The following is a 26,264-nucleotide window of genomic DNA, read 5'->3' as shown; positions in this document are numbered from 1 at the left end:
TCTTTACGATATGGAAAGCGCTACACGTAGCCGACTAATAAAATTGGAGGCATCCTCTTCCGAGTAGGCCACGGCCGGAACCTGCCCCCAAACGGGTTTGGGCCAGGCGGCGTCCGAGCGGAAGCGGGCAATCACGTGAACATGCAGCTGCGGCACGGCATTGCCGAGGGAAGCGACATTGAGCTTGTCGCAGCCGGTGAGGCCCCTGAGCGCCTTCGACGCCCCGGCGATCTCCACCATCAGCTGGGCGCGATCGGCCTCGTCGAGGTCGATGATCTCGGTCGCGCCGACGCGGCGGGGCATCAGCAGAAGCCAGGGATAGGTGGCGTCGTTCATCAGCCGCAGATGAGAGAGCGGCAGGTCGCCGATCTCGATCGTATCCTGGAGGATCTGCGGATGGAGTGTGAAGGCGGAGGATGACATCGGAATCGCGCAGTTTAGAAAGGCCTGCACAGTGTCACCAAGGGGGCCGCGTGGCAACGATTCTGCAAGACTCCCGCGTGTGCCCGCTATCGTGCCGATCCGAAGACCGGCACCTTTCCGATACCTTGCGTTTCCGGATGGTGCCCGTAGCGCCCGCGCGCTCCTCGAGCTATCCGATCACCAGCAACAGGTCCTTCGCGTCGATCTGAGAGCCGGGTGAAACGAGCACCTCCGCCACCTTGCCGTCGCGCGGCGCATGGAGCGCGGTCTCCATCTTCATGGCCTCGATGGTGAGCAGGACATCGCCGGCCTTCACCGCCTGGCCTTCCTTCACGGCTATCGTCGACACCGCACCCGGCATCGGTGCCGCGACATGGGCATCGTTGCCCTCCTCCGCCTTCCGGCGCGCCTTCACGCTGCCGGCGGCGAGGCGATCGGGCACCTTGATGATGCGCTGCTGGCCGTTGAGCTCGAAGAAGACGCGGACCTGGCCCTCCTCGTCGGTCTCGCCCATGGTCTGCAGGCGAATCGCCAGCGCCTTGCCGCGCTCGATCTCGATGGAGAGCTCCTCGCCGGTCTTCATGCCGTAGAAATAGGTGGGCGTCGGCAGCACCGAGACCGGCCCGTATTTGCGCAGGGCATGGGCATAGTCGGTGAACACCTTGGGATACATCAGATAGGACGAAATCTCGTTGCCCTCGACCTCGCGGCCGATCTTCTTCTCCGCCTCGGCCTTGAGTGCCGGGATATCGGCCGGCGGCAGCAACGAGCCGGGCCTGGCCGTGATCGGGGCCGTATCCTTCAGCACCTTCTTCTGCAGGGCCGCGGGCCAGCCACCCTCGGGCTGGCCGAGATCGCCATGCATCATCTCGACGACGGAGGCCGGGAACGCCACCTCGCGGGCCGGGTCTTCCACCTCGGCCCTGGTCAGCCCCTGCGCCACCATCATCAGCGCCATGTCGCCCACCACCTTGGAGGACGGCGTGACCTTGACGATGTCTCCGAACATGTCGTTGGCGGTGCGGTAGGCCTTCGCCACCTCGTGCCACCGCGTTTCCAGGCCCAGGGAGCGCGCCTGCTCCTTGAGGTTGGTGAACTGGCCACCGGGCATCTCGTGCAGGTAGACCTCCGAGGCACCGGCCTTCAGATCGCTCTCGAAAGCGGTATACTGCGTGCGCACGGCCTCCCAGTAGAAGGAGATCTGGCGAATCGCCTCCTGGTCGAGACCGGGATCGCGCTCGGAATGACGGAGTGCCTCCACGACCGAGCCGAGGCAGGCCTGGGACGTCGTGCCCGACATTGCATCCATGGCGGCATCCACCGCGTCGACACCGGCCTCGATCGCCGCCAGCACGGTTGCGCCGGCGATGCCCGACGTATCGTGCGTATGCAGGTGGATCGGCAGGCCGATCTCCTGCTTGAGCTCACTGACGAGCTTGCGCGCCTGGGCCGGCTTCAGGAGGCCCGCCATGTCCTTGATCGCCAGGATGTGGCAGCCCGCCTTTTCAAGCTCGCGCGCCATCCTGACGTAATAGGCCAAGTCGTATTTCGGACGCGAGGCGTCGAAGATATCGGCGGTGTAGCAGATAGCCCCCTCCGCCAGCTTGCCCGCCTCCAGCACGGCATCTATGGAGACGCGCATGTTCTCCACCCAGTTGAGGCAGTCGAAGATGCGGAAGAGATCCATGCCGGCTTGCGCCGCCTGACTGACGAAGAGCCGCACGACATTGTCGGGATAGTTGGTGTAGCCGACGCCATTGGCGCCGCGCAGCAGCATCTGGGTGAGGATGTTGGGCGTGCGCTCGCGGATCAAGGCAAGGCGCTCCCACGGATCCTCGGTGAGAAAGCGCATGGCGACGTCGAAGGTGGCCCCACCCCAGCATTCCAGCGAGAGGAGCTGCGGCAGCCCGGCGGCATAGGCCGAGGCGATGCCGGCGATGTCGTGCGTGCGCATGCGCGTGGCCAGCAGCGACTGGTGCGCGTCGCGCATGGTGGTATCGGTGATGAGGACCTGCCTCTGCTCCTTCATCCACTGCGCAAATTTTGCGGGGCCGAGCGTGTCGAGCAATTGCCTGGTGCCCGATTGCGGCTTGCCCTCGAAGGCGGGGGCCATCGGCGTGCGGGCCTCGGCGGGCGGCTTCGCCCGGCCGCGCGCCTCGGGATGGCCGTTGACGGTGACATCCGCGATATAGGTCAGGAGCTTGGTGGCGCGGTCGCGGCGCTTGGCGAACTGGAAGAGTTCGGGCGTCTCGTCGATGAAGCGCGTGGTATATTGATTGTTGCGGAACTTGGGATGAGCGAGCACCGCCTCGAGGAAGGGCAGGTTGGTCGCGACACCGCGGATGCGGTATTCGCGCAAAGCGCGCGTCATGCGGGCGATAGCCTCCTGTGGTGTCGAGGCCCAGGCCGTGACCTTCTCCAGCAGCGGGTCGTACCAGCGTGTCACAACGGCGCCCGAATAGGCGGTGCCGCCGTCGATGCGGATGCCGAACCCCATGGCGCCGCGATAGGCGGTGATCCGGCCATAGTCCGGAATGAAGTTGTTCTCCGGATTCTCGGTGGTCAGGCGACACTGGAGCGCATGGCCGCGCATGAAGATATCGGACTGCGGCGGGATGCCGGTTTCATAGGCGCCGTCCTTGCCGATGACGCCGATTCGTCCGCCCTCCGCGATTCGGATCTGCGCCTTGACGATGTCGAGGTCCGTGACGACCTCGGTCACCGTATGCTCGACCTGGATGCGCGGATTGACCTCGATGAAGTAGAACTTGCCAGTATCGGCGTCCATCAGGAACTCGACGGTGCCGGCGCCCGAATAGTCGGTGCCGCGACCGATCTTGAGGGCAGCCTCGCATAGCGCGTCGCGTGTCGCCTCATCGAGATACGGTGCGGGCGCGCGCTCGATGACCTTCTGGTTGCGACGCTGGATCGAGCAGTCGCGCTCGAACAGATGCACCAGCGTGCCGGCATTGTCGCCGAGGATCTGGACCTCGACGTGACGGGCGCGACGCACGAGCTTTTCGAGATAGACCTCGTCCTTCCCGAAGGCGGCCTTGGCCTCGCGCTTGGCGGTGAAGACGGCATCGAGCAGCTTGTCCTCGCTCTCGATGGGCCGCATGCCGCGCCCGCCGCCGCCCCAGGAGGCCTTGAGCATCACGGGATAGCCCACTTCGAGCGCCGCCGCCTTGATCGCCTCGGGATCGTCGGGCAGGGGCTCGGTCGCCGGCATGACCGGCACTCCGACCGACATGGCGAGGTTGCGCGCGTCGACCTTGTTGCCGAGTGTCCGCAACGTCTTCGGGCTCGGACCGACGAAGACGATGCCGGCCGCCGCGCAGGCCTCGGCGAATTCCGGGCTCTCGGAGAGCAGGCCATAGCCTGGATGGATCGCATCCGCCTTCGCCTCCCTGGCGACACGGATCACCTCCTCGATGGAGAGATAGGCCTCGACCGGCCCCTTGCCCTTGCCGATCTGGTAGGCCTCGTCCGCCTTGAAGCGGTGGAGCGAGAGCTTGTCCTCCTCCGCATAGATGGCGATGGTCGAGATGCCGAGCTCGGTTGCCGCGCGAAAGACACGGATGGCGATCTCGGAACGATTGGCGACGAGCAGGCGGCGGAAGGGAGGACGCATGGACACTCGCGTTCTGGAGGAGGGCGTCCGACTTTATGTTGCAACGCGAAGAGGATGCAAATGCTTTGCTGGAAGAGTTTCCGGGAACGTGGACATCCCGTCAGATCCTGGCGTGGCCCGCCACGGGAACGGAGCCGGTGCAGTCCCAGCGCGTTGTCCTCTTGGAAACCGCGACGTCTGAAGAGCCGACGGGATGTCCGCCCTCCAGGAATCGGAAGCCCCGCCGAAGCGGGGCTTCCTATCGGGCCATCGGACTGGTGTCGGGCGCAGATCCGACGGCCCGAAAGCTCAGTAGCAAACCTTCACGCGTTCCCAGTGCCAGCCGTAGTAGTCGGCGACGCGGCGCTTCTCGATGTAGCAGCGGCGATAGTAGACCGGGCGGTAGTCGTCATAATAACCGTAGCCGTTGTTGTAGGCGGAGCCGGCCAGGAGGCCGCCCAGCAGGCCGATGCCGGCACCGGCGGCAAAGGCGCCATTGCGGCCATAGCGAGCCTCGGCGGAACCGGTGGTGGCAACCGCGGCGCCAGCCAGCGTGGCAGCAACCAGAGTACCCGTCAGGATCTTCTTGAACATCGTCGTCTTCCCATCTCGCTGTCTTGCGCGGGCTTGCGCTTGATCGATGGAGAGACCTTGCCCCACGGCTGCGATTGCTTCCGTGCGATTAGGCACGGGCGGGTTTTTCCCTCGCGCCGGTCATCCCGGCGGCACACCCGCATATCGCGACATCCGTATCTTGGAACGGGGGCGCTGGGCATCTAAGGATGAAGCGGACGACGTTCGCGCACCCGGGCCATTGCCATGATCGACAAGTTCGAGTTCCTCATCGCCCTCTCCCGCGAGCACCATTTCGGGCGAGCAGCCGAAATCTGCGGGGTGACCCAGCCCACTCTCTCTGCCGGCATCAAGCAATTGGAGGGGGAACTCGGTGTTCTCCTGGTCTCGCGCGGCTCGCGTTTCCAGGGCTTCACGCCGGAGGGCGAGAAGGTGCTGGAATGGGCGCGGCGCATCGTCGGCGACAGCCGGGCCATGCGCCAGGAGGTGGCGGCGCTCAAGCGCGGCCTCAACGGTCATCTCACAATTTCCGTGATTCCCACCGCGCTCTCGATGGTGGCCTCGCTCACCACACCCTACCGAGCCCGACATCCCAACGTGACCTTCACCATTCTCTCCCGCACCTCGATCGACGTGCAGCAGGAACTGGACAACCTCGCCGTCGACGCCGGCATCACCTATCTCGACAACGAGCCGCTGGGCAAAGTCTCGGCGGTCGAGCTCTACCAGGAGAGCTATTGCCTGCTCACGGCCGCCGACAGCGAACTGGGCGGGCACGAGACCGTGAGCTGGGCGGAACTCAGCAACGTACCACTCTGCCTGCTGACGCCCGACATGCAGAACCGCCGCATCATCGATCAGTTGCTCCGCAGCGCCGGTTCCACCGTCGCGCCGACGCTCGAGTCCAACTCCATGCAGGTCCTGCTCTCGCATGTGCGTACCGGACGCTGGTCGAGCGTGATGCCCTCGATCCTGGTCGAGCGCCAGGGCGTGGGCCAGCGGGTGCGCTCGATCCCGATCGTCGAGCCGGCGGTCAGGCACCTGGTGGGGTTGATCACGCCGAGACGCGAGACGCAGACGCCCCTGGTTGCCGCCCTGATCGCCGAGGCGAAGCGCTTCGCGGCCGGCAATCGGACGGAATGAGCGTCCCAGAATCTTTGCATCTTGGCGCTCAACGCGCTATCGGCATGGCCCAAATCAGAATGACTAGGCCGCTGCAATGAAGTTCACGCTTTCCTGGCTCAAGGACCACCTCGAGACCGAGGCTTCGCTCGACGAGATCGTCACCACCCTCACCCGCATCGGGCTCGAGGTCGAAGGGGTGGAAGACCCCGCCAAGCGGCTGGCCGGCTTTTCCATCGCCTATGTGGTCTCGGCCGAGCAGCATCCCAACGCTGACAAGCTGAGGGTGTGCATGGTCGACACCGGCACGGGCGAGCCCGTTCAGGTGGTCTGCGGTGCGCCGAACGCACGCGCCGGGATGAAGTCCGTATTCTCCCCGCCCGGCACCTATATTCCCGCCAAGAACATCACGCTCGCCATCGCACCGGTGCGCGGCGTCGAGAGCCGCGGCATGCTCTGTTCGGAGTTCGAGCTCGAACTTTCCAACGATCACGACGGCATCATCGACCTTCCGGCCGATGCGCCCGTCGGCATGCCCTATGCGGATTATGCCGGCATCAACGATCCCGTCATCGACGTCAACCTGACGCCGAACCGGCCGGATTGCACGGGCGTGGTTGGCATCGCCCGCGATCTTGCGGCCGCCGGGCTCGGTCGCCTGAAGACGGCCGCCGTGCCCTCGATCGGCGGCAATGGCCCCTGCCCCGTCAGCGTTACGCTCGATTTCGGCGCTACTCCCTCGCTCTGCCGGGGCTTTGCCCTGCGCCTGGTGCGCGGCGTCAAGAACGGCCCTTCGCCCACCTGGATGCAGCGCCGCCTCTCCGCGATCGGCCTGCGCCCCATCAACGCCCTGGTCGACATCACCAACTACATCACCTTCGATCGCGGCCGGCCCCTGCACGTCTTCGACGCAGCCAAGGTCAAGGGCAACCTCGTGGTCCGGCGCGCCCGGGAAGGCGAGGCCATCCTCGCATTGGACGGCCACACCTACGCGCTCAACGACACCATATGCGTGATCACCGACGCCGAAGCGCTCGATTCCATCGCCGGCATCATGGGCGGCGAGCACTCGGGCTGCGACGAGAGCACCACCGACGTGCTGATCGAATCGGCGCTGTGGGAGCCGCTCAACATCGCCCGCACGGGGCGTGCGCTCGGCATCAACACAGATGCACGCTACCGCTTCGAGCGCGGCGTCGACCCGGAATTCATGGTGCCGGGCGCCGATCTCGCCACGCAACTGGTGATGGAGCTGTGCGGCGGCACGCCGACGGAGCTGACCATTGTCGGCGATCCTCTTCCGGCGGCCGAGATCATCGACCTCCCCGCGGACGAGGTGCTGCGGCTCACGGGGCTCGACACGAGCCTCGAAATCAGCGCCGATATCCTCGATCGCCTCGGGTTCGGCGTGATCCGCAAGCCGGACGCGCTGGCGGTGACGGCGCCGAGCTGGCGGCCCGACATCGAGGGCAAGGCCGATCTCGTCGAAGAAGTGATGCGCATCGTCGGCGTCGACAGCATTCCCGTCACGCCGCTGCCGCGAGCGCCCCACGTACCGCTGCCGGTGCTGACGGTGCTGCAGAAGCGCACGCGCCTCGCCAAGCGCAGTCTCGCCGCACGCGGACTGATGGAGGCCGTCACCTGGTCGTTCATCGCCAAGGACCAGGCCGAGAGATTCGGCGGCGGCCAGCCGGCGCTGGCGCTCGCCAATCCGATCGCGGCCGATCTCTCCGACATGCGCCCCAGCCTGCTGCCGGGCCTCGTCGCTGCGGGCCAGCGCAACGCCGATCGCGGCATCGCCGACGTCGCCCTCTTCGAAGTGGGTCAGATCTTCCGCGGCGATCGCCCGGAGGACCAGAAGATCGCCGCTTCCGGTATCCGCCGCGGCCTCGCGCGCCCCACCGGCTCGGGCCGTCACTGGTCCTCGGCCGCCCAGACCGTCGGCGTGTTCGATGCCAAGGAGGATGCGCTCAGCCTGCTCGGGGCACTCGGCGCGCCGGTGGCGAGCTTCCAGATCGTGCCGGGAGCGCCTTCATGGTACCACCCGGGCCGTTCGGGCACGATCCAGCTGGGGCCGCAGAACGTCATCGGCTGGTTTGGAGAACTCCATCCCGGCGCGCTCGATGCGCTCGATGCGGACGGCCCTGTCGTGGCCTTCGAGATCGTCCTCGACGCCATTCCGGTGCCCAAGCCAAAGGCCACCAAGACCCGCGGCCCCCTCAACGTCTCGGCCTTCCAGCCGGTAAGGCGCGACTTCGCCTTCCTTGTCGACCGCAAGGTGCGCGCCGCCGACATCCTCAAGGTCGCGCAGGGTGTCGACAAGAAGCTCATCGCGGGTGTCTCGATTTTCGACGTCTATGAAGGCAAGGGCGTCGGGGACGGGCAGAAATCGGTCGCCGTCGAGGTGGTGCTGCAACCGCAGGATCGCACCCTCACCGATGTCGAGATCGACGCCGTCGCCAGCAAGATCGTCGCCGAAGTGGCCCGGAAGACAGGCGCGACCTTGCGCGGATAGCCGGATGGGAGAGTTCTGCGCCGGGCACCCCTGGCAATGAGGGGCGCTACCGGACTCACGCCCGTCTTCAGGCGTCGCTGGAGGAGTGCTTCACCGCCTCGAGCAGCAGCGCCAGCTGGAGGGAGACGAAGGTGTCGACGAGTTCGGAAAGAGGGGCGTGGATCTCCACCGCGCGTCCGCCCGGGGCGTGCAGCGACACATAGCCGGCCTGCTCCGCGTCCTCCAGCAGGCGTCGCACGTGCACGCGCGAAACACCGAAATACTCGGCGACCGCACCGTAGTGGAAGTGGACGGTCCGCTCGGCCAACACCTCGCCCGGCTGGTCGGTGGAAATGAGCCTCAGAAGGATCTCGTAGCCGGCGTTGCGGGACATGAAGAGCCGGATGTCCGGCACCAGGTCCACAAGCGAGCCATGCTCCACGAAATGGCGGCTCAGGAACCGGCTGATGCCGGCCAGCAGCCTATCGTCCGCCTCCAACTGCGCGATGGCGTGATTCGCCTCTTCCAGCAAGGACAGCGCGAGCAGGAAGGGCGTCAGCAATCGCTTGCCGACGGTGATGGCGGCCTGCGTGACCTCCAGGCGCTTGATGCGCCTGTCGTGCGCTTCCTTGCGCTGGCGCAGATAGCCAGCCTCGCGCAGCAGATTGAGCAGGCTGCCGATCCGATTGTGACCGGCCAGCGTATGCCTGGTGCAGAAGGCCTGTACGTCTGAGACCGTGACGCCCGTGGAGAGATCGCCCGGGATATGGGAGAAGTGGCGGTCCAGCACATAAGCGCCGACGACCTGCCGCACCTCGTCGGTCGCCATCTGGATCAGCGCCTTGTTGCCCTTCAGGACGGCAACATAGCGGCGGGCAAAGACATTGCGTGCAGCCCTGAATTCCGGATGCATCCGCAGTGCCTCAGCGTCGGCAAGAATCGACGACTGACCCTCAGGCAACGAAGCTCTCATAGACCCGTCAACGCTGCGATATTGAACACTTTAATGTGCGGCATCTCGTAACAACATCCCTTGCACATCTCTTCGTAGATCCCGGTCACGCCGCGCTTATTTACTGGATAGGCGATTTCGCAAACGGGGGTGTATAAAGAAGCAAGAAAGGAACCCAAATTGACCGGGCTTTCGCCCAAACTGTGGCGATGAGGTCACAGATGCCTAGTTCCTACCACGCAATTAAAAAATGAAAAGAAAAAACTTACCCTACGACATGACATAGAACCATTCTACCACTTCTGACTTAATATCTTTCTAAAGAAGTATATTTTTCTATAGATTTAAATCAAATTTTGTATAATTTGATCTTTTTAACTTAAATAAACATGTTTATTTTACGATATACCTTCATAAGTATTTATATTTAAATTATAATTCCAAGTAAAATGTTTGTTAATATCTGATCTTCGGAGCAAATAAAGTGCTATAAGAACACATGGTACACTGCCTTGGCCTTGACCATTTGAGAAAGATTTCTCGAACGGTGAAATATTTCACGTACAGGCAGTCCGGCTCCATCCGGGCGATCAACGACAAGCCCCGGGAATTCCTCGCATCGACCCGCTGCAAATTCGGCAGGAGCGTACCCGCGGAACGCGAACGGCAGGTCCGGACCAGCTCGATACACTGAAGGTTATCGTCCGCTTGACGCCGCGCGTAGCGGGCCGCTTCCGGCGCCTTGCATCGATCCCTCTCTTGCTACCGTCGCCTCATGGTTACTGTTTGGTTATAACTCCCCCCTAGAATCACAGGCCTCGCCTGGCTTTGCCTCGCTTCACGCGGCGAACCGGTTCAGTTTCATCCCGAGCATCGTCCGGGGGCTCGCGCGCCCGGGCCCTGCCCCCATGAAGGCATCTCATGACCCTGTCGAGCATTCTGGAAGCCATCATCCTAGGCGTGGTCGAAGGTCTGACCGAATTCCTCCCGGTATCGTCGACCGGCCACCTGCTCCTCGCTTCCCACTTTCTCGGTTTCGATTCGGACGGTTCCTTCGAGATCCTGATCCAGTTCGGCGCCATCCTGGCACTGCTCTCGGTCTACGCCGAAAGACTGTGGCGCATCGCCACTGCCATTCCCACCGACAAGCAGGCGCGCCATTTCGTCATCGGCGTCCTCGTGGCCTTCCTGCCGGCCGTGGTCGTCGGCGTGCTGCTCGAGCACAAGATGAAGGAATATCTCTTCAACGTTCCAGTGGTCTGCTACGCGCTGATCGCAGGTGGCCTCGTGCTGCTGGCCATCGACGAGTTCAAGCTCGAGAAGCGGTTCCCCAACTGCTATGTTCTGCCGCTGCCGGACTATCTGAAGATCGGCATCGTCCAATGCCTCTCGATGATCCCAGGCGTTTCCCGGTCCGGTTCGACCATCGTGGGCGGCATGCTGGTCGGTCTCGACAAGCGCTCCGCAGCCGAGTTTTCCTTCTTCCTGGCCATGCCGACCATGCTTGGCGCCTTCGTCTACGAGTTCGCCAAATCCTACAAGACGATGAGCTTCGAGAATCTGGGCCTGACGGCGATCGGCTTCGTCACCGCCTTCATCTCGGGCCTCTTCGTCGTGAGGACGCTGCTCGATTTCGTCTCCAAGCGCGGCTTCGCGGTTTTCGGCTGGTGGCGTATCATCGTCGGCGTGATCGGCTTGGCAGCTTTCTACACCGTAGGCTGAGCGCCCACGAAAAAGGCCGGTCGTGAACGACCGGCCTTTCCATCATTCCCTTGATTTCGGGAGAGGCCGTCAGGCCACCATGTTCTCGAACTGGCCGGCCTTGCGGAAGCGCCAGAGATAGCTCGGCACGACGGCCTCGACGGTGGCGGGCTGGATCCCGAGCCCCTCCAGCGTGCGCCCGTCGGCCTGGGCCTGCGGGGAGACGACGTTGTCATGGCGTAGGAGTGCGACCTGGTCGCGCGTGAGCGGCGGGTTGGGCAACAGGCCGGTGAAGGTGGCCTGGATATTGGCGATCGCGAACGGGACCGGCACCAGCAGGCGGTTGCGGTGGGTGGTCTTGAGCACGAACTCGAAAATCTGGCGCAGGCTCATCACTTCCTGCCCCCCGAGTTCATAGGTGGTCGCAGGCTTGAGCGCCCCCTCTGCACCTCGAGCCAGCACTTCGGCGACGTCGCCGACGAAGACAGGCTGGAACTTGGTTTCCCCGCCGCCGATCAGCGGCAGCACCGGCGACATACGGGCAAGGGCCGCGAACTTGTTGAAGAAGTCGTCGTCCGGCCCGAAGATCACGGACGGGCGAAGGATGATGGCATCCTCGAAGGCAGTACGGGCGGAATCCTCGCCCTTCATCTTGCTGGCGGCGTATTGCGACGTCGAGGTTTCGTGCAGGCCGAGGGCGGAGACATGAACGAAGCGCTGCACGCCGGCGGCCTTGGCGGCTCGGCCGATGGCGCCCGGTCCGAAGGCCTGGGCTGCATCGAAGGTGTTGAGCCCGCGGCTATGCATCACGCCGACGAGATTGACGACCGCCTCGGCACCCTCCACGGCGGCGGCGATCGAATCCGGATAGCGCAAGTTGGCCTGCATGCCATGGATCTGGCCGACAGCGCCCGCCGTCATCAGATATTGCGCAAGATCCGGCCGACGCACCGCTACCCGCACGCGAAACCCACGCTTGGCGAGCGAGCGCACGAGATTGCGGCCGACAAAACCCGATCCCCCGAAAACCGTGACCAAGCGATCGCTGACTGGCGCCATTTCCTAGAAACCTTCAAAGATAATCCTGTCGGTTTTCCTTAGCGCGACAGGGTGGGGCTGTATAGAGGCTGTGCCGCCGCGATTCATGGCTATCGGCCGATCGAGGCTTCCGGCACAATATCCAGGGAGGAAGACAGGAGTACGATGTCAACTACGGTCATGCCCCATGACGGCCTCGGCCTCGACACGCTGCGCCTGGAAACGCTGATCCGGCTGCGCTGGATGGCCATCGCCGGACAGCTGGTCGCCGTGCTCGGCGTCCACTACGGGCTGGGCTTTCCCGTGCCGCTGGAGGCCTGCCTGCCCCTGATCGGGCTAAGCATGCTGGTGAACATCGTGCTCAGGCTGCGCTATCCTCCCACCGAACGCGTCGATCCGGCCCGCGCGGCCTTGCTGCTGGGCTTCGACATCGTGCAACTCGCCGCGCTGCTCTTCCTCACGGGCGGGCTGCAGAACCCCTTTGCCTTCCTTTTCCTGGCGCCGGTGATGATCTCGGCCACCTCCCTGCCGCCACTGATGACGCTTGCTCTCGGCGTGCTCGCCATTGGCTGCGCGACGCTCCTGACGGCCTGGCACCTGCCCCTGCCCTGGTTCGCCGGCCAGGAGCTCGGCATGCCCATGCTCTACGTCGTCGGCATGTGGTTTTCGGTCCTGCTCGGCCTTGCGTTCATCGGCGTCTATGCCTGGCGCGTGGCGGAGGAGGCGCGCCTGCTCTCCAATGCCCTCGCGGCGACGGAACTCGTGCTGGCGCGCGAGCAGCACCTGTCGCAGCTCGACGGACTTGCCGCCGCCGCCGCCCACGAACTCGGCACGCCGCTCGCCACCATCGCGCTCGTCGCGAAGGAACTGGAGGTCGCGGCGCCGCAGCAGGGTGATTTCGTGGACGATATCCGCCTCCTGCGCAGCCAGGTCGAGCGTTGCCGCGAGATTCTCGGTAAGCTCGCCTCGCTCGGCAACGACGACGAGACCCCCTTCGCGCGCATGCCCTTGCCGCTGCTGATCGAAGAGATCGCGGCACCCCACCGCGATTTCGGCATCGCCATCTCCGCGCATTTCGACGGTCCCGAGGAGGAGGCCCCCGCCGCGACACGCAACGCCGGCATGCTCTACGGCCTCGGCAACATCGTCGAGAACGCCGTGGATTTCGCCAAGTCCAGGGTCACCATCGTCGCCGCCTGGGATACCAAGATCGTGACCCTCACGGTGAGCGACGACGGCCCGGGTTTTCCGGCCGAGATCATCGGACGCCTGGGCGATCCCTACATCACGAGACGCCGGCCGCGCGCTCCCGGGCAGCCCGGAGGAGGCCTCGGCCTCGGATTCTTCATCGCCAAGACGCTCCTGGAGCGCTCGGGCGCCGCCATCGCCCTTGCCAACCGCGCCGCCCCGGACAGCGGCGCCATCGTGAGGCTGGAATGGCCGCGCGAGGCTTTTGAGCGATAATGACTCAAGAATTTCCTGAAAAATTGAAAGGTTTTTAAGTCGCCTTGTGCGGGATTAGGCGTTAGAAGGCGTCGACGGTGAATCTGCTTCATTTTGCCGCTATGGTTGTGATGTGGCCATGTGCCGCGCTTGGTGAGTACGTCGATGGTTACCCCAGACTTTCCCGACCGTTCACTCCTGCTCGTCGATGACGACAAGGCGTTCCTGCAACGATTGGGCCGGGCCATGGAGGCCCGGGGCTACACCGTGACGACGGCCGACACGGTCGCCGAGGGCCTCGCCCAGGTCGAGGGAGCACCGCCGGCCTTCGCCGTGATCGACATGAAGCTCTCGGACGGCTCGGGCCTCGACGTCATCTCGCGCCTCAAGGTCAAGCGGCCGGATGCGCGAGGCATCGTCCTGACCGGCTACGGCAACATCGCCACCGCCGTGACGGCGGTGAAGCTCGGCGCATTCGACTATATCGCCAAGCCGGCCGATGCCGACGACATCCACGCCGCGCTGATGGCGGATCCCAGCCACAAGCCGGAACTGCCGGAGAATCCGATGTCGGCCGACCGGGTCCGCTGGGAACATATCCAGCGGGTCTACGAGCTCTGCGGCCGCAATGTTTCGGAGACCGCGCGCCGGCTCGCCATGCATCGGCGCACCCTGCAGCGCATCCTGGCGAAAAGAGCGCCGAGGTAGCGGCGGGCACCGCGCTCGTCCGGCACCTGCAGCCCGGCCGGATTTCGAACGGTCTCTCCTGCGGCGAGGACCGTCGTCTCGACCTCATGGCTTGCAGACGGCCGGAACGACCGGGGCGTTCGCGCTCCAGGGAGCCTTGCATCCCCCCATCCATCCTTGCTAGGCCCTTCGCCAACCAATGGGAGAGCACATGAAGACGCGCGCAGCCGTGGCCTGGAAAGCGGGAGCTCCGCTGACGATCGAAACCATCGAGCTGGGAGGCCCCAAGGCGGGCGAGGTCCTGGTCGAGATCATGGCGACAGGTGTGTGCCACACCGATGCCTACACCCTTTCCGGCGCGGATCCGGAAGGTCTCTTCCCGGCGATTCTCGGCCATGAAGGCGCGGGCATCGTGCGCGAGGTAGGCGCCGGCGTCACCGGGCTGAAGCCAGGCGATCACGTCATCCCGCTCTACACGCCGGAGTGCCGGCAGTGCAAAACCTGCCTGTCGCAGCGCTCGAACCTGTGCACCGCCATCCGCGCCACCCAGGGCAAGGGCGTGATGCCGGACGGCACCAGCCGCTTTGCCTGCGACGGCGGCGAAGTCTTCCACTACATGGGCTGCTCGACCTTCTCGAACTTCACCGTGCTGCCGGAAATCGCGCTCGCCAAGGTGCGCGAGGACGCTCCCTTCGACAAGATCTGCTACATCGGCTGCGGCGTCACCACAGGCATCGGCGCCGTGATCAACACCGCCAAGGTCTGGCCCGGCGCCAATGTCGTGGTCTTCGGCCTGGGGGGCATCGGCCTCAATGTGATCCAGGGCGCCCGCATGGTCGGCGCCGACAAGATCATCGGCGTCGACCTCAACCCCGCCAAGGTCGAGATGGCCAAGAAGTTCGGCATGACGCACTTCGTCAATCCGGCGGAAGTCGGCCATGACAAGGTGGTGCAGGCGATCGTAGACCTCACCGGCGGCGGCGCCGACTTCTCGTTCGAGTGCATCGGCCTTCCCGTCACCATGCGCCAGGCGCTGGAATGCTGTCATCGCGGCTGGGGCGAATCGATCATCATCGGCGTGGCGGCCTCGGGTCAGGAAATCTCCACCCGTCCGTTCCAGCTCGTCACCGGCCGCGTCTGGAAGGGCACGGCGTTCGGCGGCGTGCGCGGGCGCACCGAAGTGCCGAAGATCGTCGACTGGTACATGGAGGGCAAGATCAACATCGATGACCTCATCACCCACACCATGCCGCTCGACCAGATCAACCACGCCTTCGACCTCATGCATGAGGGCAAGTCGATCCGCTCGGTGGTGACGTTCTGAGGCGGCGACGCCGCCAAGATTACCAAATTGTAACGCTGCGGCATTGCAACCTATGGATGCCGCAGTTTTTCCTTTTATCCTTCATCTAACTTTACAATCATCCCGTCGCTGCGAAAAGTCCGCCGGCTAGTCTCCCTCATCATGCAGTTCCACCTGCATTCCTGAATGGAGATTGAGATGAGTGAAGGCGTAGATACCTCGACCAAGACCCGCCGCTGGCCCCGCATCCTGCTGCTCGGCGGCACGATGGCCGCCGGCATCGTCGTCGGTGCGGCAGGCCTCGCCGGCGCGGCGATGGTGGGCGACCATATGGGCTGGCGCCAGCACGGGCCACGCCTGGAGCGTGTCCAGAATTTCGTCCGCATGTCGCTTGATTCGGTGGCGGCCACCTCCGACCAGGAGGCCAAGGTGCACGACATCATCGCCTCGGCCTTCACCGACATGGCGCCCAAGCCGGAGGACCAGGCGGCGCTGCGCAAGCAGGCCCTCGACATCCTCAAGGCGCCGACCGTCGACAAGGCGGCGATCGAGAAGCTGCGCACCGACTTCGTTGCCCGCGCCGACGCAAAGTCCAAGCGCTTCACGGATGCGGTGATCCAGATCGCCGACATCCTGACGCCCGACCAGCGCGCCAAGCTCGCCGAGCGTGCCCAGGCCTGGGTCGAGCATGGCCCGATGATGGGCGGCGGTGAGCACCACCGCGACGGCTGGCGCCATGACGGTCGGGGCGGTCCGCCGGAGCGGGGCGACGGCAACGACGAGCCGGGTCCCGGCAACAATTGATGCGCCGGCCCCGTTGGGCCTAGAATGGCGGCCGCTCCCGGGACCTGGCGACAGGTCCCGGGAGCGGCCAGACAGATTCAATGAACCAGATAGAACAGGCGGCTCGCTTGGAACGCATTCTGATTATCGACGACGATGCGCGTCTTTCTTCCATGCTGAGCGAATATCTTTCCGCCGCAGGCTTCGACGTCGACCGCCGACAATCCGGCATGGACGGCCTCAACGCGCTCGAGCGGGAAGCCTACGACGCCGTGGTGCTCGACATCATGCTGCCCGACTTCGACGGCTTCGAGGTCTGCCGGCGCCTGCGCATGCGCTCCAATATCCCGGTGGTGATGCTCACGGCGCGGGGCGACGATACGGACCGCATCGTCGGCCTCGAGATCGGCGCGGACGACTACCTGCCCAAGCCCTTCAACCCGCGCGAGCTGCTTGCGCGAATCAGGGCCGTGCTGCGCCGCCGCAGCGTCCCGGCCGAACGCGAGGACCAGGCGCTGCGCTTCGGGCGGCTCGCCATCGATCGCGGCTCGCGCAGCGTGCGCATCGATGGGGAGGACCGTCCTCTCACCAGCCATCAATTCGACATCCTGCTCGCCCTGGCCGACAATGCCGGGCGCGTGCTCAACCGCGAAAGACTGATGGACTTGGTCAAGGGCGAGGAACTCGACGCCTTCGACCGCTCGGTCGACGTGCACATCTCCCGCATCCGCGCCGCCATCGAGGACGACGCCAAGCATCCGCGCCGCATCCTGACCGTGCGTGGTGCCGGCTATGTCTTCGCCAAGCGGCAGGATGCTGACTGAAGCGGCGCGCTGCCATGCTGACCTTCTTCCGCAAGCGGCTGTTCTGGCAGGTCTATCTCACCCTGCTCACCTGCCTCGTCCTCCTGGCGCTGCTTGTCGGCGCGCTCTGGCGCCTGACCGGCGACGATCCCGGGGCGCGCTGGGGCGCCTTCCGCATCCGCCTGACGACGGAACTCATCAAGGCGGAACAGCAGTCGCCCGACACCCTGAACAGCGAGATCCGGCGGCTCAGCGAGGATATGGGCGCGTCGCTCTCGGTCTATACCAAGGATCGGGTCCTGGTCGCCTCGCGGGGCATCCCCATCGCCCTGCCTGCCGGCGACGACGACGCTCCCCAGCGCTGGCTCGACCATATCATCCGCGTCGACCTTCCGGATGGGCGCACGGTGCTCGCCCGCCTGCCGCGGCCGCCAGAGCCGGGACTGCGCATCCTCATGCTGGTGCTGATGGTTGCAGGCGGGGTGGGTATCGCCGCCTGGCCAGCCACCGCACGCCTCACGCGGCGGCTGGAGAATCTGCGGACCGGCGTCGAGAGCTGGGGCAGCGGCACGCTGAACCGCCGCCTCGCCGAACAGGGCACCGACGAAGTCGCCATGGTCGCCCGCAGCTTCAACGGCGCCGCAAGCCGTATCGAGGCGCTGGTCAAGTCGCAGAAGGCCCTGCTCGCCAATGCCAGCCATGAGCTGCGCTCCCCCCTGGCGCGGCTGGCCATGGCGATCGAGATCTGGGCGGAAGCGCCCAACGACGCGGCGCGCGAGGAGATCACCCGAGACCTGAGGGAGATCGACCAACTCGTCGAGGAGATCCTGCTCGCCAGCCGGCTCGACTATGCCGGCAATTCGCCGCTCGAAGGCGCGCAGGTCGATCTTCTCGGCCTCGCCGCGGAGGAGGCCGCGCGCACCGGGGCCAATGCGGACGGCACGGCGGTCGAGATCCACGGCGATGCCACGCTGCTGCGCAGGCTGATGCGCAATCTGCTCGAGAACGCCTGCAAGCATGGCAGCCCGCCCGTCGAGATCACCATCACCCAGAGCAACGGCCAGGCCCATATCGAGGTTGCCGACCGCGGCCCAGGCATCGCCGAGGCGGAGCGGACGCACCTGTTCGAGCCTTTCTACCGGCCCGCCGGCCGGAGCGAGATGTCGGGCGGCTGGGGCCTCGGACTGGCGCTGGTGCGCCAGATCGCCGGGCGCCATCACGGCTCGGTGCGCTGCGAACCACGCCAGGGCGGCGGCAGCCTCTTCGTGGTGGATCTGCCTCTCGCGGAGGCCTGAGGCGGGCGGCCTACGCCTGGACGGGAATCGAGAGCCGGCGGGAAAGGAAGTCGGCAGCCTTGAGCGCCCCTTCCGGTGAAATCGTGTGGTCGACCCCAGCCTCGATCTGGCTCTCCACCTCGACGCCGTGGCGCCGGAGCGTGGCGGCGGCGAGCAGTGTCTCGGCGGCGGGTATCACCCTGTCAGCGTCGCCGTGGACGAGCAGCGCCGCGCTGCCGGGCGGCGGCGAGAGGGGTTCGGCCGTGGCAAGCCGGCCGGCGAAGGCGACCACGGCGCGCACCGGCCAGCGGCCGGAGGCCAGGGCATCGAGGGCCATGATCGCGCCTTGCGAGAATCCCACCAGCGCCACCTGGTCGAGCCTGCCGGAGAAGCCCCGCCGTTCGAGGACGGCGTTCAGCGTGTCGTCGAAGGCGGTGCGCGCGGCCTCGACGCGTTGCGCCCTGTTGCTCTCGCTCACACCCGCGATGCTGAACCACTGGTGGCCGCCGCCTCCGTCGAAGGCGAAGGGCGCGTCCGGCGCCGCGACCGCGGCGCCCGGCAGCATCTCCAGCCAGATATCCCCCAGCCGGGCGAGATTCTCGCCGCTGCTGCCGACGCCGTGCAGGAGGATGATCAGGCTGGGTTGGGTGCTCATGCCGCTTTTCTCGCCAGGGTGACGGGAGCCAGCCCCGGCAGGTCGGGACCGACGGGAACGATGCCGTTGGGATTGAGGGCCTTGATCGAGTAGTAGCCGCGCTTGATGTGATCGATGCTGACGGTTTCGCGGACGCCCGGCACGGCAAGCATGGCGGAACCGAAGGCCGAAAGCCTAGGATAATCGACAATCCGGCGCAGATTGCACTTGAACAAACCGTGATAGGCCGCGTCGAAGCGCACCAGCGTGACGAACAGGCGGATATCGGTTTCCGTCACGCGCGAGCCGAACATCAGCGGACCGCCCTCGTAAAGATGCGCCTCGAGGGTGTCCAGCATGCCGAAGACATCGTTGAAGGCTTCTTCATAGGCCCCCTGGGTAGTCGCGAAGCCGGCGCGGTAGACGCCGTTGTTGAGGGTCGGGTAGATGCGCTCGCTCCAGGCATCGATCCGGGAACGCAGATCCTCGGGATAAAGATCCACGTCGCTGCGCGCCAAGGTGCCGAAACCCGAATTCAACATGCGCAGGATGTCGGCCGATTCGTTGTTCACGATGGTGCCGCGCTGCCTGTCCCACAGCACGGGCACGGTGGCGCGGCCGGTATGGACGGGATCGGCCTTCGTATAGATCTCGTGCAGGTGGGTGGCGCCGTTGACCGTATCGGCGCTGGCGCCGGGATAGGAGCCGAATCGCCAGCCCTGATCGGTCAGCACGGGTTCGACCACATCGACGGTGATGGCGTCCTCCAGGCCCTTGAGCTTGCGCCCGATGAGGGTGCGCGAAGCCCAGGGGCAGATGAGCGCCACATAGAGATGATAGCGCCCCGCCTCCGCCTTGAAGCCACCCTCTCCGGTCGGTCCGGCGCTGCCGTCGGGCGTGACCCAGTTGCGGAAACTGGAGACCTGCCGCAGGAAGGCGCCCTGCTTGCTGGAAGCCTGGATCGGTTGCCACGCGCTTTCCCACTTGCCGTTGACGAGCATGGCTCAACCTTTCCTGACGATCGAGATCGAGGTGTTCCAAGGGTCGCGCAGCGTGACGCCGTTCGGGATGGGCGTGGTCTCGACGCCCATGCGGGCGGCATTGGCTTCGACGGCGTCGATGACGCCCTGGTCGGCAGCGAGCAACTGCACGTCGGCCAGCCCCGTGGATGGGAAGCTGCGCGGTTCGGCGCCGCGACTGTTCCAGATGTTGGTCGCGAGGTGGTGGTGATAGCCGCCCGTGGAAAAGAAGCTGCCTCCCGGATAGCGGCAGGTCAGGTCCATGCCGAGCACGCCGGTGTAGAAGACCTCGGCGGGCGCGATCGCTCCGACCTGCAGATGCACGTGGCCGACGATGCCGCCGCCCGGAAAGCCCTTCCAGGGCTGCGGGCCGGCCTGCTTCAACAGGTCGTCCACGTCGAGCGCCTCGGTCGCCATCTCGACCATGCCGCCATTCATCTTCCAGGCGGAACGCGGCCGGTCCGTATAGATCTCGATGCCGTTGCCCTCGGGATCGGCGAGGTAGATCGCCTCGCTGACGAGGTGGTCCGAGGCACCCTGCACGGGCGTGCGGGCGGTGAGGGCGTGCTTCACCCAGCGGGCGAGATCGCCGCGCGCCGGCAGCAGGAAGGCGGTGTGGAACAGGCCTGCCTCGCGCGGGGAGCGGCGGCGGGCGTGAATGTCCCGCTGCAGATCGAGCAACACGGTGTCGTCGGCGCCGAGCCGGCGCAGGTCCGGCTCCGAGGAGAGCACGGAGAGCCCCACGACCTGTTCGTAATATCGGCTGACCGCATCGAGGTCGCGGACGGTCAGGCTGACCTTGCCGATGGAGAGGGGAGCGTCACTGGCAAACATGGCATGTCACGGGCGGGAGGACGGAAAGCCGGCACGCCACGAAATGGCAATGCCGGCGGGCAATATCAACGTGCAGCGCTGCCAAGCGGCGTTGGCTTGAGCGCAAGGGCGCCGTCGCCGACGAGGGCCACCGCCAGCAGGCCGACGATCCACAGGGCGATATACTCCCAGCCGCCGTTGGGATTGGTGAACCAGAAGCCGGCCGGGCCGTGCACGGTGGCGATGGCGCCGGCGAGGATCGGCACGAGGGCGAGGGCGACGAGACGGGGCCAGATGCCGAGGATGAGGGCGAGGCCGCCGATCACTTCCCAGGCCATGGTGACATAGGCCAGGGCGGCAGGCAGGCCGAGCGAAGCGAAGAACTGGGCAGTGCCGGCCGGCGTGAACACGAAGATCTTCAGCCCGGCATGGGCCAGGAACAGCAGACCGAGCGTGATGCGCAGGAGAAGCGCGGCATAGGGAGCGGTGCGGGTATCGAACATGATGTCCTCATTCAGGAAGCAGCGAAAACCTGCACCATCATCTACTTTTTCCGCCGCAAGAGATTAAGGTGGCGGAATGCGGGATATTTATTCCGAATCGGAAGGGATAGGAGGCACTTCAGGAAAGATGTCGATCCGGAGATCGACACTCCGATGCAGTCCGGCTCCGTCCGGCGTGTGCCCGTGGGCGTCCCCGGATCCTCGACGTCCCCTACCGTTTCCAGCCCCGGTCCCAGGCGGGTTCGCCGCGATAGCGCTCGGCCAGGAAGTCCACGAGCACGCGGACCTTGAGGGCCAGGTGGCGGCCGGGTGGATACATCGCGTAGACGGCGTGGCGCCCTTCCATGAAATCCTCCAGCAGCGGCTTGAGGCGGCCGGCCTGCAGGGCGGGGCCAGACATGAAGCTCGGCCCGTGCACGATGCCGAGTCCGGCCTCGGCCGCCGCCAGGCAGGCCTCCCCGTTGGAGAACTGCAGCCGCCCGGCGACCGGCACCGCAAGCGTACCCCCGTTGCGGTCGACGAAGCGCCAGGTCATGGGATCGCGGAAATTGCTGTCGAGGATGCAGTCATGCCCCGCGAGGTCGGCGGGATGGCGTGGCTCGCCATGGGCGGCGAGATAGGCGGGGGCGGCGGCCACCACCAGGCGGATATCGCAGAGCTTGCGGGCGATCAGGCTCGAATCGGCGGGATTGCCGACGCGTATTGCGAGGTCGAAGCCCTCGTCCACCAGGTTGACCACGCGGTCGGTGAAGCCGACGTCGAGCTGGATGTCCGGATACTCCCTGGCGAAATCCGCGAGGGCCGGGGTAAGATGCATGGTCCCGAAGCTGAGCGGCACGGTGAGCCGGATCCGGCCCGCCGCCAGGCCCGAAGCGGTGCGCACCGAGGCGTCGAGCGCGTCGAACTCCTCCAGCAGCGCCTTGATGCGCTCGTGATAGGCGCGCCCGATCTCGGTGGGCGAGAGCGCACGCGTGGTGCGCTTGAGGAGTTGCACGCCCAATTCCGCCTCCAGCCGCGAGACCAGCTTGGAGGCCTGGCCGGAACTGGTGCCGAGCCGCTCAGCCGCCTTGGAGAAGCTGCCCGTGTCCATCACCGCCACGAACATCCGGTCACAATCGAGCCGCTCCATGCATTGCTTCCGTCTGGGAGGGAATGGAATGGAGTATAGCGGAGAAAGGAAGAAAGCGGAAGGAATGGAAGGGAGAGGACCGCGCGGGATCTTCGCGGGCCTCCTAAGCCGGAGCCACCTCGACCACCTGCCCTTCCTGGACCTGCTCGACGTCGACGCCCACCCACAGCCCCACGAAGGCCGAGGGTGTGCCGACGAACGAGCCGCTGATCGGCAACGCCTGGTAGGGCTCGCGCACGGCGGCGATACGGATGAGATGGTCCGAGGCGATCAGCCCGTTGGTGGGATCGAACTCGATCCAGCCGGTATCGGGCAGGTAGACGTCCGCCCAAGCATGGGTCGCGCCGGCGCCCTTGATGTCGGAAGGGCCGTTCTCCGGCACGGGATCGAAGAGATAGCCCGAGACGAAGCGCGCGCCGAAGCCCAGGAGGCGGGCGCAGGCGATGAACAGGGCCGCGAAGTCGCGGCAGGCGCCGCTGCGGTTGCGGAAAGTCACGGCCGGATCCTGCGTCGACTGCTCGAACCGCGTCTCATAGGCGAAGTTGCCGTGGATCTCCTGGCACAGGCCGGTAAGCAGGTCCATCGCGCCGCCCGGATAGCGCTTGGGCAGGCCGGCGATCCACACGCGCAGATCGTCCGGATATGCGTCGGCGGAGGTGAGCATGGTGGCGCCGAGATCGATCGCCTCGTCTTGCGAATAGACGATAGGGAACGGCGCCTCGCGGCCGGAGAGGAAGATGGTGGGCACGGCCGAGGGGAAGCGATCGAGCTCCAGCCGGCTCTCGATCGACAATTCGTTGGCCTGGCCCTGGAAATGGCCGGTACACACCTCGTTGCCGAAGACGTCATAGGTCCAGACATGGTCGGCCGGCAGCGACGTCGTCAGCGTGGCCGAGATCAGCCGCATCTCATGGCTGTCGCGCGGGCGCAGCATCATGCGGTGGGGGCCAAAGCTGACCAGCTCGGCATAGCGATAGGTCGTGCGATGGGTGATGATCAGGCGCTTCAATGAGGTCAACTCCGCGATCCCCCGGCTGGCTGTCGGGTTTCGAACGACAACGGCGCAGCCTGGATCTTGTTTCATGCGCAAATCGGGCAGCCGCCATGCGCGGGTCATGCCGTAACGTAATATGCCTAAGTAGCACCCCATGGCAGTCGGTGCCAGGCTTTTTGCCTTCCGGTTACACCGGCCCCGAAACCGATACTGGGTCGTCGTCATTCCGGCCGGCCGAGCGAGGCCCGGAAAAGAGGCACGTCCCCCGACATGGCTCCAGCCGGCACGACGGCGTGCCGTCTCCACCGGGCTACAGGTGGACGGCGCGATAAAATAGGCTATGACCGGAGCAAAATCGCATCGGCCGGGTTGTAGTCGAATCAGCCCGGCGACGCGGGCTTGCAGGCGTTCGAGGAGTAGATATGGCAGGACCGCCCGGGATCAAGGCACGCGCGCGAGGATTTGCGGATATGTTCGATCGTTCCATCGGCGATGCTGTGACCCCGCTCAACGTGGTGATCGAGAAAGTGCTGAGTCCGGTGCGCGCCGTGATCGAGGGCCGGGAGACCCTGATGTTCGGCACCAATTCCTATCTCGGCCTGAACTTCGATCCCTCCTGCATCGCAGCCGCCACCGCCGCCCTGGCGAGCTTCGGCACCGGCTCCACCGCCTCGCGGGTCGCCAGCGGCAACCAGGCCCTGCATGTGGAACTCGAGCGCCGCATCGCCGGTCTCTACGGCCGGCGCGACGCGGTGGTGTTCTCCACCGGCTTCATGGCCAATCTCGGCACCATCGGCGGACTGGTGCGCGAGGGTGATGCGGCGGTGCTCGACGCCCATTGCCATGCCTCGATCTTCGACGCCGCCCGGCTCTCGGGCGCCAGGGTCCTCACCTTCCGGCACAACGACGCCGATGATCTCGCCCGCGTCGTCGCCGAGAGCGGTATCGCGCCGGCCCGCACGCTGGTCGTCGCCGAAGGCCTCTACAGCGTGCTGGGCGACCTGGCGGACCTGCCGGCCATCAGCGGCGTGACGGCGAGCCTCGGCGCCGTGCTGCTGGTGGACGAGGCGCATTCGCTCGGCCTCTACGGTACCGGAGGGCGCGGCGTCGCCGAGGCGCAGGGCGTGGAGGACAGGGTCGACGTCATCGTCGGCACCTTCTCCAAGAGCGTCGGCGTGGTGGGCGGCTATTGCGTCACCGACGATCCCGCCTTCCGGGCCCTGCGCTTTGCCGCGCGCAGCTATCTCTACACCGCCTCCCTGCCCCCACCCGTGGTGGCGGCCGCCGGACAGGCGCTCACCATCATCCGCGACGACACGGAAAGGCGCCGCACCGTCTTCCGGCACGCCGAGGCCTTCCATCGCGGCCTCACCGCCCTCGGCCTGCCTCCCCTGGCTCCGGCCGGCCCGGTGGGCGCGGTGCGCATGCCCGGCATCAAGCCCGGCCTCGACACCTGGACCGCCCTGCTGCGCGCCGGGCTCTACGTCAACATGCTGATCCCGCCCGCCACCCCGAACGGCGAGGTGGTGCTGCGCTATTCGGTCTCCGCCGCGCATGCGGCGGAGGACATCGACAAGGCGCTGGCGATCATCGCGACGACGGGCCGGCAGACGGGCGTGCTCCGGCCGGCGGCTTGAGGGGATAGAGCCCGCCACCGCCGCTATTGCGGTACCACCGTCTCGTCCAGGAACACATAGAGGGCGGCGATCCTGCCGTCCGCCACGATGAGCACATCCAATCCCGTGTAGACCGGCACCTCGCCGCGAGGGCCGGATCCCCAGGCAAGCCGGCCGGCGTTGTGGAGGACCTGCGCCTCGCCTCGCGGCGTGTAGACGAAGTGCGGGTGCGTGGCTCTCAGCTCGCCGGCGAATCGATCGATCGCCTCGCGACCCACGATGGCCCCTGGCGGCGCGTAGAGCACGCCGTCCTCCGCCCACAGCTCGTCGACCGCGGCACGCCGACGTTCGGCATCGCCCTCCCCGAAGACCTCCTGGAGGTTTCGATCGAGCAGGTCGCGAATGCGCTCCGGAAGTTCGGCATTTGGCGCCATGGCGTCTCTCCTGAAAGGTTCGGTGATCGATGCGGATGGCGCCGTCGCGGGAACGAGGGCGCCTTCCGGTCCGGCTGGTCCTCAGATCTGCGCCTGGCCACCGTCGACGAAGAGCTCGACGCCATTGACGAAGCTGGCTTCGTCGGATGCCAGGAACAGGACCGCCCTGGCGATCTCCTCGGGCTGGCCGACGCGCCCGGCGGGGATCAGGGTGGCCAGATAGTCCTTCGTGCCCTGGGCCTGCTCGCCGCCGCCGAACAGCTCGTTCAGGCCGGCGGTGTCGGTCACGCCGGGGCTGATCGCATTCACGCGGATATGCCGGTCCTTGAGGTCGAGGATCCAGTTGCGGGCGAAGTTGCGGACCGCCGCTTTCGTCGCCGAGTAGACGCTGAAGGCCGGCGTGCCCGAGACGCTCGTAGTCGAACCCGTCAGGATCACCGAGGCACCGTCCTTGAGGAGCGGCAGCGCCTTCTGCACCGTGAAGAGCACGCCCTTCACATTGGTATCGAAGGTGCTCTGGTAATGCTCCTCCGTGATCGCGCCGAGAGGCGCCATCTCTCCACCGCCCGCATTGGCGAAGACCACGTCGATCTGGCCATGCTTCTGCTGGACGGCATCATAAAGGCGGTCGATGTCGGCGAGCTTGGACATGTCGCCCCGCACGCCGGTGACCCTGCCGCCGATCTGCTTCAGCGCAGCGTCGAGAGCCTCCTGGCGCCGCCCGGTGATGAATACGAACGCGCCTTCGGCGGCGAATGCCTTCGCGGTGGCCAGGCCGATGCCGCTGGTCCCGCCAGTCACCACCACCACCTTGCTGTCGAACTTGCTTGTCATCGTCGGGCTCCTTGATTGTCCGGCCAATTGCCGGTGCCCCTTGTAGATGCAACGAGAACGATGATGCCTGTAGTCGGCAATT

At 65.8% G+C, this 26,264-nt stretch carries 23 protein-coding genes; 10 read left to right on the top strand and 13 right to left on the bottom strand.

The window, feature by feature from the left end; translation table 11 throughout:
• Positions 1-3 precede the first annotated feature (3 nt).
• The 3 genes from AC6H34_RS13945 to AC6H34_RS13935 all read right to left on the bottom strand — a co-directional run bounded on the left by AC6H34_RS13945 (position 4) and on the right by AC6H34_RS13935 (position 4,627).
• Positions 4-423, bottom strand: coding sequence for an HIT domain-containing protein (locus tag AC6H34_RS13945; RefSeq protein ID WP_448149396.1), 420 nt, complete (start codon positions 421-423; stop codon positions 4-6).
• Positions 424-592: 169 nt separating this feature from the next.
• Positions 593-4,054 (bottom strand): pyruvate carboxylase, encoded by a 3,462-nt coding sequence (gene pyc / locus AC6H34_RS13940; RefSeq protein WP_497539176.1) that lies wholly within the window; start codon positions 4,052-4,054, stop codon positions 593-595.
• Between the two features lie 288 nt (positions 4,055-4,342).
• Entirely contained in the window at positions 4,343-4,627 is a 285-nt protein-coding gene (locus AC6H34_RS13935; RefSeq protein ID WP_448149398.1) for a hypothetical protein, read from the bottom strand.
• Positions 4,628-4,852: 225 nt separating this feature from the next.
• Between AC6H34_RS13935 and AC6H34_RS13930 the strand changes: the two genes are divergently transcribed.
• The gene (locus AC6H34_RS13930) at positions 4,853-5,749 is read left to right on the top strand and encodes a LysR family transcriptional regulator (protein ID WP_448149399.1); all 897 of its coding nucleotides are present in this window, start codon (positions 4,853-4,855) and stop codon (positions 5,747-5,749) included.
• A gap of 76 nt (positions 5,750-5,825) precedes the next feature.
• On the top strand, positions 5,826-8,243 hold the full coding sequence (gene pheT, locus AC6H34_RS13925) for a phenylalanine--tRNA ligase subunit beta (RefSeq protein ID WP_497539175.1): 2,418 nt from the start codon (positions 5,826-5,828) through the stop codon (positions 8,241-8,243).
• 67 nt (positions 8,244-8,310) lie between these two features.
• Here pheT and AC6H34_RS13920 read toward each other — a convergent pair whose 3' ends face one another.
• Positions 8,311-9,183 carry a hypothetical protein gene (locus AC6H34_RS13920; RefSeq protein WP_497539174.1) on the bottom strand — a complete coding sequence of 291 codons (873 nt, stop codon included), beginning with the start codon at positions 9,181-9,183 and terminating at the stop codon, positions 8,311-8,313.
• Positions 9,184-10,095: 912 nt separating this feature from the next.
• On the opposite strand from AC6H34_RS13920, the gene AC6H34_RS13915 reads away from it, so the two are divergent.
• Positions 10,096-10,896 (top strand): undecaprenyl-diphosphate phosphatase, encoded by an 801-nt coding sequence (locus AC6H34_RS13915; protein ID WP_448149402.1) that lies wholly within the window; start codon positions 10,096-10,098, stop codon positions 10,894-10,896.
• Between the two features lie 69 nt (positions 10,897-10,965).
• Here AC6H34_RS13915 and AC6H34_RS13910 read toward each other — a convergent pair whose 3' ends face one another.
• Complete coding sequence (locus tag AC6H34_RS13910; protein ID WP_497539173.1) at positions 10,966-11,934, bottom strand: complex I NDUFA9 subunit family protein; 969 nt, start codon at positions 11,932-11,934, stop codon at positions 10,966-10,968.
• A gap of 144 nt (positions 11,935-12,078) precedes the next feature.
• On the opposite strand from AC6H34_RS13910, the gene AC6H34_RS13905 reads away from it, so the two are divergent.
• From AC6H34_RS13905 to AC6H34_RS13880, 6 genes are all read left to right on the top strand, one after another.
• Complete coding sequence (locus tag AC6H34_RS13905; RefSeq protein WP_448149404.1) at positions 12,079-13,377, top strand: ActS/PrrB/RegB family redox-sensitive histidine kinase; 1,299 nt, start codon at positions 12,079-12,081, stop codon at positions 13,375-13,377.
• A gap of 144 nt (positions 13,378-13,521) precedes the next feature.
• A complete protein-coding gene (locus AC6H34_RS13900) occupies positions 13,522-14,064 on the top strand; it encodes an ActR/PrrA/RegA family redox response regulator transcription factor (RefSeq protein WP_448149405.1) in 543 nt (180 codons plus the stop codon).
• A 190-nt stretch (positions 14,065-14,254) separates the two neighbouring features.
• Positions 14,255-15,367 carry an S-(hydroxymethyl)glutathione dehydrogenase/class III alcohol dehydrogenase gene (locus AC6H34_RS13895; protein ID WP_448149406.1) on the top strand — a complete coding sequence of 371 codons (1,113 nt, stop codon included), beginning with the start codon at positions 14,255-14,257 and terminating at the stop codon, positions 15,365-15,367.
• 177 nt (positions 15,368-15,544) lie between these two features.
• On the top strand, positions 15,545-16,150 hold the full coding sequence (locus AC6H34_RS13890) for a Spy/CpxP family protein refolding chaperone (protein WP_497539172.1): 606 nt from the start codon (positions 15,545-15,547) through the stop codon (positions 16,148-16,150).
• A gap of 107 nt (positions 16,151-16,257) precedes the next feature.
• Entirely contained in the window at positions 16,258-16,953 is a 696-nt protein-coding gene (locus AC6H34_RS13885) for a response regulator (protein ID WP_497539171.1), read from the top strand.
• A 14-nt stretch (positions 16,954-16,967) separates the two neighbouring features.
• Positions 16,968-18,227: a sensor histidine kinase gene (locus AC6H34_RS13880; protein WP_448149409.1), complete on the top strand. Its 1,260-nt coding sequence runs from the start codon at positions 16,968-16,970 to the stop codon at positions 18,225-18,227.
• A 10-nt stretch (positions 18,228-18,237) separates the two neighbouring features.
• Here the strand turns inward: AC6H34_RS13880 and AC6H34_RS13875 are convergent, their stop codons facing one another.
• The 6 genes from AC6H34_RS13875 to AC6H34_RS13850 form a co-directional block, all read right to left on the bottom strand.
• Positions 18,238-18,861: an alpha/beta hydrolase gene (locus AC6H34_RS13875; protein ID WP_497539170.1), complete on the bottom strand. Its 624-nt coding sequence runs from the start codon at positions 18,859-18,861 to the stop codon at positions 18,238-18,240.
• A complete protein-coding gene (locus tag AC6H34_RS13870; RefSeq protein ID WP_497539169.1) occupies positions 18,858-19,841 on the bottom strand; it encodes a glutathione S-transferase family protein in 984 nt (327 codons plus the stop codon). The genes AC6H34_RS13875 and AC6H34_RS13870 overlap by 4 nt, the downstream gene beginning before the upstream one ends.
• A 3-nt stretch (positions 19,842-19,844) precedes the next feature.
• Entirely contained in the window at positions 19,845-20,693 is an 849-nt protein-coding gene (locus AC6H34_RS13865; protein WP_497539168.1) for a VOC family protein, read from the bottom strand.
• A gap of 65 nt (positions 20,694-20,758) precedes the next feature.
• Positions 20,759-21,175, bottom strand: coding sequence for a DoxX family protein (locus AC6H34_RS13860; protein ID WP_448149413.1), 417 nt, complete (start codon positions 21,173-21,175; stop codon positions 20,759-20,761).
• Positions 21,176-21,386: 211 nt separating this feature from the next.
• Positions 21,387-22,304, bottom strand: coding sequence for a LysR family transcriptional regulator (locus tag AC6H34_RS13855; protein WP_497539167.1), 918 nt, complete (start codon positions 22,302-22,304; stop codon positions 21,387-21,389).
• A 103-nt stretch (positions 22,305-22,407) separates the two neighbouring features.
• Complete coding sequence (locus tag AC6H34_RS13850) at positions 22,408-23,322, bottom strand: transglutaminase family protein (RefSeq protein ID WP_497539166.1); 915 nt, start codon at positions 23,320-23,322, stop codon at positions 22,408-22,410.
• Positions 23,323-23,768: 446 nt separating this feature from the next.
• On the opposite strand from AC6H34_RS13850, the gene AC6H34_RS13845 reads away from it, so the two are divergent.
• Positions 23,769-24,935 carry an aminotransferase class I/II-fold pyridoxal phosphate-dependent enzyme gene (locus AC6H34_RS13845; protein ID WP_497539165.1) on the top strand — a complete coding sequence of 389 codons (1,167 nt, stop codon included), beginning with the start codon at positions 23,769-23,771 and terminating at the stop codon, positions 24,933-24,935.
• Between the two features lie 23 nt (positions 24,936-24,958).
• Here AC6H34_RS13845 and AC6H34_RS13840 read toward each other — a convergent pair whose 3' ends face one another.
• Both AC6H34_RS13840 and AC6H34_RS13835 read right to left on the bottom strand, forming a co-directional pair.
• Positions 24,959-25,348, bottom strand: a complete 390-nt coding sequence (locus AC6H34_RS13840) for a nuclear transport factor 2 family protein (protein WP_497539164.1) — start codon at positions 25,346-25,348, stop codon at positions 24,959-24,961.
• Between the two features lie 81 nt (positions 25,349-25,429).
• Entirely contained in the window at positions 25,430-26,182 is a 753-nt protein-coding gene (locus AC6H34_RS13835) for an SDR family NAD(P)-dependent oxidoreductase (protein ID WP_448149418.1), read from the bottom strand.
• Positions 26,183-26,264 lie beyond the last annotated feature (82 nt).

The organism is Labrys sp. ALF-8 (assembly GCF_059699065.1).
Note: the sequence above shows the minus strand (reverse complement) of the source record. Positions and strands in the feature narration are given on the sequence as shown.

What these genes read in the sequence shown, in the direction of transcription:
- AC6H34_RS13945 (WP_448149396.1), bottom strand. Translation starts at nt 423, where the DNA reads ATGTCATCCTCCGCCTTCACACTCCATCCGCAGATCCTCCAGGATACG.
- pyc (WP_497539176.1), bottom strand. Translation starts at nt 4,054, where the DNA reads ATGCGTCCTCCCTTCCGCCGCCTGCTCGTCGCCAATCGTTCCGAGATC.
- AC6H34_RS13935 (WP_448149398.1), bottom strand. Translation starts at nt 4,627, where the DNA reads ATGTTCAAGAAGATCCTGACGGGTACTCTGGTTGCTGCCACGCTGGCT.
- AC6H34_RS13930 (WP_448149399.1), top strand. Translation starts at nt 4,853, where the DNA reads ATGATCGACAAGTTCGAGTTCCTCATCGCCCTCTCCCGCGAGCACCAT.
- pheT (WP_497539175.1), top strand. Translation starts at nt 5,826, where the DNA reads ATGAAGTTCACGCTTTCCTGGCTCAAGGACCACCTCGAGACCGAGGCT.
- AC6H34_RS13915 (WP_448149402.1), top strand. Translation starts at nt 10,096, where the DNA reads ATGACCCTGTCGAGCATTCTGGAAGCCATCATCCTAGGCGTGGTCGAA.
- AC6H34_RS13910 (WP_497539173.1), bottom strand. Translation starts at nt 11,934, where the DNA reads ATGGCGCCAGTCAGCGATCGCTTGGTCACGGTTTTCGGGGGATCGGGT.
- AC6H34_RS13905 (WP_448149404.1), top strand. Translation starts at nt 12,079, where the DNA reads ATGTCAACTACGGTCATGCCCCATGACGGCCTCGGCCTCGACACGCTG.
- AC6H34_RS13900 (WP_448149405.1), top strand. Translation starts at nt 13,522, where the DNA reads ATGGTTACCCCAGACTTTCCCGACCGTTCACTCCTGCTCGTCGATGAC.
- AC6H34_RS13895 (WP_448149406.1), top strand. Translation starts at nt 14,255, where the DNA reads ATGAAGACGCGCGCAGCCGTGGCCTGGAAAGCGGGAGCTCCGCTGACG.
- AC6H34_RS13890 (WP_497539172.1), top strand. Translation starts at nt 15,545, where the DNA reads ATGAGTGAAGGCGTAGATACCTCGACCAAGACCCGCCGCTGGCCCCGC.
- AC6H34_RS13880 (WP_448149409.1), top strand. Translation starts at nt 16,968, where the DNA reads ATGCTGACCTTCTTCCGCAAGCGGCTGTTCTGGCAGGTCTATCTCACC.
- AC6H34_RS13875 (WP_497539170.1), bottom strand. Translation starts at nt 18,861, where the DNA reads ATGAGCACCCAACCCAGCCTGATCATCCTCCTGCACGGCGTCGGCAGC.
- AC6H34_RS13870 (WP_497539169.1), bottom strand. Translation starts at nt 19,841, where the DNA reads ATGCTCGTCAACGGCAAGTGGGAAAGCGCGTGGCAACCGATCCAGGCT.
- AC6H34_RS13865 (WP_497539168.1), bottom strand. Translation starts at nt 20,693, where the DNA reads ATGTTTGCCAGTGACGCTCCCCTCTCCATCGGCAAGGTCAGCCTGACC.
- AC6H34_RS13860 (WP_448149413.1), bottom strand. Translation starts at nt 21,175, where the DNA reads ATGTTCGATACCCGCACCGCTCCCTATGCCGCGCTTCTCCTGCGCATC.
- AC6H34_RS13855 (WP_497539167.1), bottom strand. Translation starts at nt 22,304, where the DNA reads ATGGAGCGGCTCGATTGTGACCGGATGTTCGTGGCGGTGATGGACACG.
- AC6H34_RS13845 (WP_497539165.1), top strand. Translation starts at nt 23,769, where the DNA reads ATGTTCGATCGTTCCATCGGCGATGCTGTGACCCCGCTCAACGTGGTG.
- AC6H34_RS13840 (WP_497539164.1), bottom strand. Translation starts at nt 25,348, where the DNA reads ATGGCGCCAAATGCCGAACTTCCGGAGCGCATTCGCGACCTGCTCGAT.
- AC6H34_RS13835 (WP_448149418.1), bottom strand. Translation starts at nt 26,182, where the DNA reads ATGACAAGCAAGTTCGACAGCAAGGTGGTGGTGGTGACTGGCGGGACC.